The following is a 12,407-nucleotide window of genomic DNA, read 5'->3' as shown; positions in this document are numbered from 1 at the left end:
AGAGTAGTTTCTGAAGTGGCCAGATAGTTGCCTTGGCAAAGGTGCTTATTTTTCTCTACTTTTTATTTCCCCATAACAATGTTAGTGGTCGTTGATCTATGAGTCGTTCTTCGCCAAAATATTGTAATGGCCCTGGAAAAGAATACAAATCTTTCATCAAGCAAGTATCACTTTGATTTAAAAGGTATTGAACTTCTGGAGCATTTGGGTTTACAGAATCTGTTTTAATTACAGGTATTTCTTTACCTAAGCGTTGTTCTAGTTGCATCATTTTATATAAAGGAGTAGCACCACCACTCCATTCGTGATAAGGGCGAGCCAGGTTATTGATAGTTACCATATAACCTGTCCGTTGTCTGACAAGGAAAAGAGCGGAAACAATGCCTAATGCTAGTCCGTAATTGGCATCGAAATTTGAAGGGAATCCCGCACGCGATTCATAGCCAAAAAAGTGATTCACAGGTTGGAATTCCATTTTTGGTTCTATTTTTTGGATTTCCTTTTTTATTAGAGCAGCTAAGAGTTCCTCTGTAGCAATTTTAGAGACCCGTACATTTCCATAAGAATCCCTAGCGATTAGTAGTTGCTGAGCAATTTCTGTAGGTAGAGAAGAAAATGTTTTCAAAGACTCTGGAGAAAGTTGTTTATTTACGTTATCAAAGTTTAGGTTGTTGTCTAAAAGCAAAACATTGAGTTCATTGATGAGTTTTTTTGTATCGAATACGTGTTCAAGCAGCCCTTCAGGAATGAGTATCGTGCTATAATTTTTCCCAGATCTGAAACGATTTACTAAGCCCATAGCGATATGTTCACTAAGCTTTTGTAGGGAAATCTTTCTCATAGCGAGATGTTCGCTAATGAGGGTAATATTAGGTAAAGTCTGTAGACCACATTCTAAAGTTGTGTAAGAAGCTTTTTGTCCCATAAGACGGACAAAATGATGGTACTTTTTTATAGATAAAGTGTCTTTTTCTAAATTTCCGATCATTTCTGAATAAATACGACAGGAAGTATGAAATCCTAAAGGTGTCTCAATCCAGAAGTTTTTTAGATCTCCATCAATCGTTTTTGGAACACCGATAATGGGGATATGGCAGTTGTGCTTGAGGAAAAACTCCGCGAGCATTGCTGTATCAGTATTAGAATCATTCCCTCCTATAATCAGTAAACCATCAAGTTTGAGCTTTTTTACAGTAGTAAGAATTGTGCTTTTTTGTTCCTTGGTTTTGATTTTCTCTTTACTTGAAGAGAGCATGTCAAAACCTCCGACATTGTAATAGTCATAAATTACAGAGATATCGAGATCTTTATATAAACCACGTGTTAATCCTAAAGGGCCTTGAATAAACCCAAAAAGTTTAGTTTTAGGGTTAAAGGCGCGCAGTCCTTCGAATAGCCCTATAACAACGTTGTGGCCTCCGGGAGCTTGACCACCAGAAAGTAATACACCAATCTTCAAAGGTTGAGAAGGCTTCGCCTGTCCCTTTTCAATAGTTACTTCAGGGATATTGCATAAATAAGGAATATGTTCTTGAAGATCTTTAGGAACGTAAGGAGATGCTGTAGAGACAGAGTCTACAATATGCAGAGATGTGATATCGTGTAAAAAGCTTAAGGTTTCCGGACGATAGTGCAAACGTTGCAATTCAAAGTAACTTTTATTTACAGAGAGAAGCTCCATAGGTAGTTCCTAGGGAATAAGTTGATGTTTTAACCATTGTACAAGTTCTGACAACAGAGAGCAAGACTGAGGAATATGGTGACCAGTATTGGGATAGACACGCATCTCATAAGGATTTGGTTTGTGACTGATAGCCTCAGAGAAGATCTTCAGGTGATGTAAGGATACGACGGTATCATCTTGTCCTTGCATGTGGAGTATAGATAGGGAATCAGAAAATTTCGGGATTTCCTTAGTTACGTCCATTTCAAGAAATTGAGAACAGAACGTTTTATTGATTCGCATACCTCCATAAAAAATATCTTCTGAAGATGGAGAATGTGTAATCAGGTTATTTGGAAGATTAATAGCTTCTTGTAGCCATACAGCCCCTTGAATGGTCGGTGCCCATACTGCGATGCTTTTTACATAATGTAGGGTAGACATATTTAACAAAGATAAAGTAGCTCCCAATGAAGAACCAAAAACAGCTATATTTTTTGTATCGATATGATTTAAGCCATAGCCATGAGAAATAATTTCATGTGCACTTAAGATATAGTCGCTGAACGAGAAGTCATATGGATTGCCTTCTGCGTCCCCATGTCCCGGAAAATCAACACGTAAAACCGCAATCCCACATTCTGACAATTTTTCGGCAAGATGTACGTGAATGCGTTTAGAACCTATTTTACTTGAGGCTAATCCATGAAGGGTAACGACCAAAGGATAGGGAGGAGAAACCTGTGTAGGTATATGGAGAACACCAAAAGTTGTAATATTATTTAGGATGTTAAATGTAATCACATGACGATGTTCGTGTTTATGGCATGTAGTGCTCATTCAGTTTTACTTTCCCTAGGTTTAAGACGGTATTTATGTGTAAATTTAATTTTTTAAAAAGAATTCGTCGAGAATAAACTCGAATTTCTTATGGTGTCATATTATTTATCGCCAGCGGAAATTAATAATCACAGTCAGGAATTTCCATACATATAGAACACCTTTTTTGCCATTCATTATGATTGAGGAGGAGAGTCAGAGGAGGGAAATGATCGGAATGAGAGTTTGGTGGGGTGTCAATTTGTAATGGTCCTAAAAAACGGTAAGAATCTTCTAGAGCCCATATTTTTCTATATAGTTTAAACTTGATAAAAGCAGGACTGCTAATATCAATTAAACTCTTTTTTATCAGAGGTTTCATAGTTCCGTCCGACTTTTTCTTTGTTGTGAACATCTTTACAATAGGCATAGCGCGTAGCCGCCATTTATCTACAATATTAATAAGTGATTCGATGACAGTGAGGTAGCCGTTGCAGCGGTTATAAGTAAGAACTCCTGCGCCATATCCTAGGGCGTAGCTGTAGGTATTATCGAATTTTGTTGGTAGGCAGGACCTTCCCTCATAACCCAAAAAATGAGAAATCGCATTAAAAGGAACATTTTTAAAATGTTTCTTTAGGTGGTTATCTATGAGGTGGATAAGCAATTTGTCCACACTGATTTTAGATACATAGACGTTCCCGTGAGCATCACGATCGTTAAGGAGTTGTTTAGCGATAGTTTCTGGGAAGCTTTTTAGCAATTTTTGAGATTCACGGGATAGAGAAGAAAATTTATCAGCATGTTCAGGGATTCTTTCGATTTCTTTAACAAGGTTGTTAATCTCAGGGATGAATTCGATAATGCCTTCAGGAATAAGAATTATCCCGTAGTATTTCCCCATGGCGGCTCTATCGGCAATGATAGAACAGACTTTATGGATTATCGTATTTAGAGGAATATTCTTTTCTGCGATTTCTTCTCCTATAAGAGTGATATTTGGATGTGTTTGTAGAGTGCATTCTAAAGCAATGTGCGATGCAGAGCGTCCCATAAGCTTGATAACGTGGTAATGCGCTTTGCAAGATAGTGTATCTCTAGAAATGTTGCTAATAATGGAGGAATAAAATTTTGTTGCTGAATCAAATCCAAAGGTAAGGTCTAAAAATAGGTGTTGAAGATCTCCATCAATAGTTTTAGGAACACCTACAACGCACGTTTTAGGATGATGCTGAGAAAAGTATTCTGCTAGGATAGCAGTTGCTGTATTCGAACCATCACCGCCAATAATTACCAAACCATCAAGGTCTAAAGCTTGTACTGTTTTTAAGCATGCGGCTTTACTTTCTTCAGTGATAATATTTGTTCTTCCTGTGCCTATGCAGTTGAATCCTCCGGAATTTTTGAAACACTCCATGAATTCTTCAGTAATTTCTACTGTATGATTATTTAGAATCCCATCGCCGTTATTAAGAAAGCCAATTAGCGAGCTATCAGGGTGAATTTTCTTTAAGCTGTGAAGTAATCCCCAAATAACATTATGACCTCCGGGAGCAGGACCTCCCGATAGCATTACACCAACTTTTAATGGACGAACAGGTTGGTCAAGAGTTCCTGAAGTAAATTTTAGGTAAGGACTATCATAGGTATTAGGGAAAAGCTTAGCAACGTCGGTATCAAACTTAGGGGAAAATCGTAAATCGTTTGTTGGAATCAAAGAGGGGAATTTTTGTAACTCCCTCGGGAGGGGTGGGGTGCCTGGGATAACTACGTCATTGAGAGCATTGGAGTTCGAGTGCATAACAATTAATGGATACAGTATTTTTCGTAAATTCGCTGTGTTTTTCTTTATCGAATAAGAGGAAACCTTCTAAAAAGAAGGTGTCCTCGCTCGCCGTTTTAGGAATATTTCTTAGATAAGACCGAGAATTTTCCACCACAGGCTGCCGATACCTACCCAAATGGCAATATTGACAACACTTAAAATGAAACCAGATTGCCACCAATCCTTAATAGAAACGAGTTGCGATCCAAAGTATAAGGGTGCCGGTCCCGAACCATAGTGAGTAAGTCCTCCAAACAGATTACTGGAAAAGGCTAGTACTAAACAGGCGAAAATGGGGTTAGTCCCTAAGGCTATGGAAACAGCGAGAAATACAGGAAACATGGCGCCGATGTGTGCTGTATTACTTGCAAATAGGTAATGTGAGTAAAAGTACATCAGGAATAGGATAGGGAAGCCAACTTTCCAAGATAGTCCTGCAACCCCTGCGGCTACGCTATCTCCAATTAGAGGAATGAAACCCAATTGATTTAGAAACGACGCCATCATAATAAGAGCACCGAACCAAATAAATGTTTCCCAGGCAGTTGTATTGGCCATAACATCTTTATGCCAATCTAAAATATTTGTCAGGATAAGCAGTGATAGACCAATTAATGCTGCTGTGGTTGCTGATATTCTTAGCAAGTCTCCAAATGTCCATAGAACAACAAGCAAAATAAAAATCATCAAGATGATCTTTTCTCCTTTTTTCAAGGGGCCCATTTCTTTAAGACGTAATTTTGCTGTGCGAATGGCTTCCTCACAAGATGTAATTGTCGGTGGTTGAAGCTTATAAAGTACCATAGGCATAAGCACTAAACTTAGTAATCCGGGGATGACTGCTGCCTTTGCCCATGTTGCCCAAGTAAGTGCTATGCCCGCATTACTTGCTAAAGCTGCTAATAAAGGGTTGCCGGCCATAGCTGTAAGAAACATGGCGCTGGTAATTACAGAACTTTGATAGGCTACTTTAACTAGGAACGAGCCAATCAGTCTTTCTGTTCCTTTTTCTGCGGAGCTCCCGAAAGATTCTGATAGACCCATAACTACTGGATAGAGAATGCCTCCGGATCGTGCTGTAACACTAGGAATGGCAGGCGCTAATAGAAAATCAGTAATTACCAATCCATAGCTTAATCCCAGAGGATTTTTCCCTAAGATGCTTACAAAAAAGTAAGCAACGCGTTCTCCAAGACCCGTTTTAATAATTCCTTTTGCTATGGAAAATGATAGAAAGACCAACCAAGCTATAGGATCATGAAATCCTGATAGACCTTGTTCTAGGGTTAATGTTTGAGTAAGTAACAGTGTAGAAATCCCGATAATGACTATGGCTCCCATAGGCACAGGCTGTAGGATAATGCCTAAAATTGTCGTTGTGAATACAGCAAATAGATGCCAAGCATTGGGATTTATTGCTTCTGGGTGAGGACAAAACCATATGCCTAAGAGTACGAATGTGAGAAATAAAAGAGACAGGAACCGTTTTTGTTTTTTCACTTGGGACCTCTTTGCGTTATAGTCTGTTGGAAAATCCCGAGAGGGTTTAAGGCTCTATAGGAAAATCTTCGAGCCATTTTTCCATTTCTTCTAGGGTGTCGTTAATGAGTTCTGGTGAGGACAGAAGTTCCTGAAGACAGGACTCAATAGTTTCTTCATTTATGATATTTATTACATCTTCCATGCTTATGAAAGTTATATCTACAAGACCGGCATTAAAAGCTTTGCTAATCGGATAGAATAATTCCCCGGGATACAAAGCACATATAGCAGCAATGAGACTATCCCAAGCAAAAGAACGACTTTTTTCTAATCTATAGTTTAGCAGTTCTCCAAAATAACGGATAGTTGCCTCTCTAGAGATTTTTTTTATTCCCACAAGATGCACAAGACTAGAAATTCCTGCGGCTTTTACATAAGGATTAATACCTGGGGATTCTATGAGCTCTTTAATTAAAGATTCATCGTCACATACGCTTGCAAGGATTCTTGAGAGATCTTCGGTAAGAACGTCACCAGCAATTGCATGAGGCGTGTCATCAGAGTAAGAAAAGAGCTTAATAATTAATGGAAGAGCTCGAGTTTCTCGAAACTGTGCTAGCAAATACATAGCATAAAGATGCCCTTGATAACTACCGTCGTTGATTAATTCTGCCACGCGTTCTGTAGCGTCTTCGAGAATCTGAAGTAGGTAGGGAGTGATTTGTGTATGTTTGACGATCGCAGCTTCTATAGCTTCTCTGGGAAGTATCCCTTCGTCGTAAGCGAGGTCTTCCAAGATATGAGAAATTTCCATCGTCAATGATGCTCCATTCTAACGGCGGTTAGTTTGATTCGTAGCACGCTCAACTTCTTCCTGTCAACGATTTACACGTAATGCCTAAAGGACTCGATAACGATTTTCACATGTTATTGAAAAGTAGATCTTTAGGTGGTTTAGTAAGACTGTTTGTATCCTTGCAATTGTTGCTTTGTAAACATTTAATTTCAGGCAAATCATAAAATGAGTGTGGATCGCAGTATACATAACTTTTCACATACTACAAAGAACTTTAGGTTTTCAGGCAGCCTCTAATTTTTTGTTTGATTTTTAAATGAGTACTTTCTCATGAGCTGTATAGCTGTGGTTACATTCGGTATCTTCTAGAGAAAATAGGGGTATAGCATCTAGAAGTTCTTGAGTTTTTTTATGTTTAGGATCCATGAAAATTTTTTCTCGAGGTGCGTATTCTACAAGAGATCCTTTATCCATAACAGCAATGGTGTCTGCAATATAGTATGCTGCTGACATGTCGTGGGTAATGAATAGAAGGGTGCTTTCACATTGCTGTTTTATTGTTTGGAAAAGTTCTAAGATTAGTGAGTGATTTAGGGTGTCTAGAGCGGATATTGGCTCGTCGCAAATAAGGAGATCAGGCTCACAAACTAAAGCTTTTGCAATTGCTACGCGTTGTTTTTGGCCTCCGCTAAGCTTATAAGGTTTTAATCGTAATACTGATAAAGGTAAGTTAACGAGATGTAAGACACTTAGGATTTTTTCTTTTTGTTTTTCTTTAGAGTAGGTTCCTATGATGTGGAGAGGTTCTAAAATAAGGTCTTCGACACTCATTGTAGGATTTAAGCTTGAGTGTATGTCTTGCCAGACAATTTGTACTGTTTTTGCCTTTGGGGTTTTAGGGTCAACATGAAAGGTAATTGTCCCTTCATTTGGCCGCATTAATCCTAAAATTGCCAAAGCTAGAGAAGACTTTCCTGAACCACTCGCACCGACAACAGTCAGACATTCTCCTTTTTTGAGTTCTAGGTTAATGTCATTGAGAATGACTTGCTTTCTAATTGAAATGGATAGGTTCTTGATGGTAATTAAATTAGTCATATGTTGTCTGCAAAGTATCTGTATTTCTTAAATTTTCGAGCTTCGCTCTTAAAATAGGCGAAGAGCAAGCGGTTAGAGGAATTTTTGATACAGCTTTCAGAAGACGTTTTGTATAGGGGTGCTTTGGAGAAGAGAATATCTCTTTTACACTGCCTGTTTCTACAAGTTGGCCATCTTTAATAATTGCGATGTCATCACAAAGTTCTGTGACTAAAGCCAGATTATGAGTAACTAACAACATGGCGGTATGATGTTCTTTATGCACTTTACGCAATATACGCAATACCTGAGCCTGAGACACAGAATCCAGTGCTGTTGTTGGCTCATCAGCAAGAATAAGCTCTGGAGAGCTCGCTAGAGATATAGCAATTACGGTACGTTGCCGCATGCCCCCGCTTAATTCAAAAGGATAAAGGTGAAAACATCGTTCAGGATTAGGGATGCATACGCTTGTGAGTAATTCTAAAGCTCTTGCATAAGCTTCTTTTTTTGTTATGGGATTGTGTTGTCGCAAGGTTTCTACAATTTGTGCTCCTATACGCATAGATGGCGTAAGAGATCCAATAGCATTTTGCAATACTGTCGCTATTTTCTTCCCCCGGATCTTTTGGAATTTTTTATAGGACAGGGTTTTTAAATTAGTATTTTCAAAGAAGATATTTCCTTCTAAGATTTCACAATTATCTGGAAGGAAACCTAGAATCGCTTTAGTAATTGTTGTCTTTCCTGATCCATTTTCACCAACTAACGCTAAGCTATGCCGTTTTTTAATTGAAAGGCTGAGATTATCTATGAGCAATCTACGTGGATTGTTTGATGCTATCGTAAGATTTTGTATGTTTAGTAAGGTATCAGGCATGAGAATTTTCCTCGATGAATAGTGCTTTTGCTCCTTCCCCGATGAGGTTAAAGCTTATCGAGAGTGTGGTCATGAAAAATGAGGGAAAGAAAAATAACCATGGGTAGTAGTCAATAGCATTGATACCTTCTTTTACCAATGTTCCTAGGCTGGCTTGAGGAGGTTGGATACCTAAGCCTAAAAAACTAATAAACGCTTCTGTATAAATGGCTCCAGGAATAGTGAAGATTAATGTGGAGATAATAGGTGTTAGCGTATTAGGAAGTAAGTGTTTCCTGAGAATATGAAATGTAGAGGCGTTCATAGTCTTTGCGGAAAGTACAAATTCTTTATTTTCTAACAATAAAAATTGTCCATATATAATTCGTGCTATAGGTATCCACCCTGTAAGTGTCATAGCAAGAATCAAAGGAATGATTCCGTGATCAAAAATAACAAGAAGAAGAATGATGACGGGGATTCTAGGAATCGAAAATAAGATTTCTGTAATGCGCATCATGAGGAAAGCAACTTTTTTCCCTGAAGATAATGCTACTGTAGACCAAAACAGTCCTACTAAGACATCGATAAGGGTGGCCGTAACTGCAATAAGAAGGGACAGGCGCAGACCTTGAACCGTTCTTGCTAGCATGCAACGCCCTAGAGAATCGGTTCCAAAAGGAAACATTCTTCCCGGTTGTTTTAGGGTGTGTTCTAAAGATGTCTGTTCATAATTAGGGTAAATCCATGGAAGAAGAACGGCTCCTATGATTAAGGTTGCTAGCAACGAAGCTCCTACCATAAACATGGTATTTCCTTTCATACGTTGCCATAGAGTGGGTTGAGAAGATTTTAAAGGAATGTCCATGAAGTTTTTCAATAGCCTTATTTATTTCTTTCTTTCTTTTAATTTCTGTTTATTCTTCACCTAAATGCTATAGATTTTGTTAGAGATGTTCACTTTCTTGAGAAAAACTCACTTCTTTATCAGCTTCTTTATAGGAATAGCGCAGCTGGGGATCTATCATTGCTTGTATTAGATCTGAAAGTAGGGAAGCTAGCATGAAGAAAGCTCCATAAAATACCGATAATCCTAGAGTTACTGGATAATCGCGCTGTTTAATACTACAGACGAACCATTTTCCTAAACCTGGTATGCAGAAAATATTCTCTATAGCGAATGTTCCTGTCATAACTGTAGTCACAAGAAATGCAGCGTAGGAAATAGTGGGAAACACTGCATAGGGAAGAATGTGTTTAAGTATAACTTTTATTGGAGAGAGTCCTTTAGCATAGGCGAGCAACACATAGTCTTTATTTAAGACTGAAGATACTGATGAGAAAGTTAATTGTGTGATGAAGGCCATCGGTGTTATTGCTAAAGCTAGGGACGGCAAAATAGTGTGGTAGAAATTCCCCCAGCAAGCTATGGGGAAAATGGGGATTTTTACTGCAAAAATATACTGCAGCATTGTGGCTAAAACAAAAGCTGGAATGGAAATTTGTAAAATGGAAGAAAAAAGGATATAGCGCCCTTGTTTTTTCTTTCTTAATGCTGCCAGAGTTCCTAGTGATATTCCTCCGGAAATCGAAAGTAGGAGGCTTTCAAGTCCTAAAATTGCTGATGCTGGAAATGCTGTCGCGATAATGCTCGTTACGCTGCGATCTTTGTAAACAAGGGAATTCCCAAAATCTAAAGTTATTAAAGATTTGAGATAATGAATGTACTGCTGATATAGGGGTTTATTTAATCCGTAGCGAGACTTAAGGATCTGTAGAGTTTCTTGTGATAAGGTGTTGCTACTTTCATCATTAAATGGATCGCCAGGAATGGTTTTCATGACGAGGAAAGTGAGGGTTAGGATAATCCATAAAGAAAGCAAGTTAAATACCAGGCGTTTCTTTATATAACGGAACATTATCTACACCTTTAATGTCATTGATAAGTCAATAAGGATTCATGGTCTAGAACCTTACCTAAGCTCAAATATTATATCTCTGATTTATCGTAGCTTCAATATAAAATAATTCATTGATCCGAGTGGAGAGTCGCTGTTAAGACATTTTTTTTCAAGTTTAAGTCAATATTTTGTTTGACTTAAGTAAAAACCAAAGACGTTTTTTAAACTTATAAGAAGTGAATATTATTTCGAAATCTCTGCTTCTTTCAGGTCAATATGTCCGAGTAATGAGGTGTAGGAGTTTTGAATTTTGGGGTTAGCTGCGTAGGTATATTCAAAATGGTAAAGAGGAATAATAGGAAGATCTTCTTCTATGAGTTCTTCAGCTACGATTTGATCTTTCATGGTTTCATCTTTTGAAAGTAGAGTCGTCAGGACATGATTGTATTGGGCATTTTCCCACTTTGTTAGTGATTTTGTTGGCTCGTCATTTTTAAGGTTGCCGAGAATTGAAAGGAACGATGTTGGCCTTGGATAGTCGGCTATCCATCTTCCGGTGGCTAGGGTAAAGTCTCCGCGACGTCTTTTATCTAAAAAACAATGATATTCCATACCTTGGATAGGGACATGAATCCCTAGAACCTTTTTGATTTGTTGTTGTATCTCTTGAACAATAGCGTTCAGACATGCAGATTCCAAAGGATAAATAATAGATAATTCTGCGATATATTTGAGAGACAGTTCTTTCTCAGCTTCTTTAAAATACGCGCGTGCTAATTCTTTGCGTTCTTCTGGTGATTGATGGGATTGTTTAGGGAGTTTTGATAGTTCTGGCGGTAGGAAATGTTCGGCGACTTTTCCATGGCTGATAAACTGTAATAAGGTAGTTTTATCAATGGCATAGGCTAGGGCTTTTCGTAGTGCTAAGCTATTAGTTGGGCTATGTTTTAGGTTACATATTAGAGCTGTCGTTCCTAGAACGGGATAATTGTGCAACTTATCTTTCGGGATATGATGTTGGTCTTCTTTAGAAATTGGAGAACTCCACGGGGAACCCACCCAGTCAATCAGATTTTTTTGAAGAAGTTGTGTGGCTGTATGTGTATCGGGAACAATTTGGAAAGTGATGGTATCAAGATGCACCGCTTGTTTATCGTGATAAAGGGGATTTTTCTTAATGATCAGTTTGTTTTGAGGTTGGTAATCTTCAATGAGAAAAGGGCCATTAGTGATATTAGGGAGTTTGGTTCCCCTTGAAGCAGAAAATTCCCTGAGGGATTTATGTACAGGGAAGAAAATCGGATAGGCAAGAATTTCTAAAAAGTGGGGAATAGGTTTTTCTAAGGTAATTTCTAATTGCGATGCATTGACTGCGCGAATTCCCAAGGTGTCCACAGGCAGCTGTTTACTCATCACGGCATGCGAATTTTTAATCACACCGAGAAGAAAATTTGAAGAACAGGCTACTTCGAGCTTATGAATTTGTTTTATGGATTCTTCGAAATCATAAGCAGTTACAGGATCTCCATTACTCCATGAAGCCTCTTTAAGATAAAAAGTATAGACTGTTTGGTCGCTAGATATTGTATAATATTGCGCAAGAGCGGGCTCAGGATTAGCCGAACGTTCCCTCACAAGACCTTCATAGAGAGCTTGGGCTATAGAGATATCTTTACTTAAACAAGCACTTCTAGGGTCTAAAGACATAGGATCGTGGCTAATCGCTATTTTTAGAGAGTTCTGGTGTTTAGAAGTATTTGTATAACAACTTGTGCATAGCGGTGAAATTCCCAGAAATAGAATAATCGATAGAATGGGGGTTAGGAATTTGTGCATTGTTTTTGTCGTCTATTTAAAAAGCATGTTTGATGCTTACCCGAGGTTTTCACAATCGGTTTTTATTTTACCCAATTGTGTAATTAGAGTCGCTCTATCAATATATCATCTAATTAAATATCTTAAAACTAGACGTTTGCATTAAATAT

Annotated in this window: 10 protein-coding genes; all 10 read right to left on the bottom strand. The window is 38.2% G+C overall.

The genetic code is table 11. The annotated features are described in order from the left end of the window. Positions 1–55: 55 nt before the first annotated feature. Positions 56–1,681 (bottom strand): diphosphate--fructose-6-phosphate 1-phosphotransferase, encoded by a 1,626-nt coding sequence (locus tag E1N70_RS05025; protein ID WP_131744430.1) that lies wholly within the window; start codon positions 1,679–1,681, stop codon positions 56–58. Positions 1,682–1,690: 9 nt separating this feature from the next. After that, a complete protein-coding gene (locus E1N70_RS05020; RefSeq protein WP_131744429.1) occupies positions 1,691–2,503 on the bottom strand; it encodes an alpha/beta hydrolase in 813 nt (270 codons plus the stop codon). A gap of 121 nt (positions 2,504–2,624) precedes the next feature. Next, the gene (locus tag E1N70_RS05015; RefSeq protein WP_131744428.1) at positions 2,625–4,283 is read right to left on the bottom strand and encodes a diphosphate--fructose-6-phosphate 1-phosphotransferase; all 1,659 of its coding nucleotides are present in this window, start codon (positions 4,281–4,283) and stop codon (positions 2,625–2,627) included. 111 nt (positions 4,284–4,394) lie between these two features. After that, the gene (locus E1N70_RS05010; protein WP_131744427.1) at positions 4,395–5,807 is read right to left on the bottom strand and encodes an anion permease; all 1,413 of its coding nucleotides are present in this window, start codon (positions 5,805–5,807) and stop codon (positions 4,395–4,397) included. Between the two features lie 46 nt (positions 5,808–5,853). Next, on the bottom strand, positions 5,854–6,609 hold the full coding sequence (locus tag E1N70_RS05005) for a DUF1186 domain-containing protein (protein ID WP_165478217.1): 756 nt from the start codon (positions 6,607–6,609) through the stop codon (positions 5,854–5,856). Between the two features lie 288 nt (positions 6,610–6,897). Then, on the bottom strand, positions 6,898–7,683 hold the full coding sequence (locus E1N70_RS05000; RefSeq protein WP_131744425.1) for an ABC transporter ATP-binding protein: 786 nt from the start codon (positions 7,681–7,683) through the stop codon (positions 6,898–6,900). Continuing rightward, on the bottom strand, positions 7,676–8,542 hold the full coding sequence (locus E1N70_RS04995; protein ID WP_131744424.1) for an ABC transporter ATP-binding protein: 867 nt from the start codon (positions 8,540–8,542) through the stop codon (positions 7,676–7,678). Before E1N70_RS04995 ends, E1N70_RS05000 begins: the two co-directional genes overlap by 8 nt. After that, entirely contained in the window at positions 8,535–9,389 is an 855-nt protein-coding gene (locus E1N70_RS04990; RefSeq protein WP_131744423.1) for an ABC transporter permease, read from the bottom strand. Before E1N70_RS04990 ends, E1N70_RS04995 begins: the two co-directional genes overlap by 8 nt. A gap of 79 nt (positions 9,390–9,468) precedes the next feature. Next, positions 9,469–10,440 (bottom strand): ABC transporter permease, encoded by a 972-nt coding sequence (locus E1N70_RS04985; RefSeq protein ID WP_131744422.1) that lies wholly within the window; start codon positions 10,438–10,440, stop codon positions 9,469–9,471. Positions 10,441–10,665: 225 nt separating this feature from the next. Then, a complete protein-coding gene (locus E1N70_RS04980) occupies positions 10,666–12,258 on the bottom strand; it encodes a peptide ABC transporter substrate-binding protein (RefSeq protein WP_131744421.1) in 1,593 nt (530 codons plus the stop codon). Positions 12,259–12,407 lie beyond the last annotated feature (149 nt).

It is taken from the genome of Chlamydia buteonis (assembly GCF_900634605.1).
Taxonomy (GTDB): Bacteria; Chlamydiota; Chlamydiia; order Chlamydiales; family Chlamydiaceae; genus Chlamydia; species Chlamydia buteonis.
The sequence above is the reverse complement of the archived record's forward strand: the minus strand, read 5'-3'. Positions and strand labels throughout refer to the sequence as shown.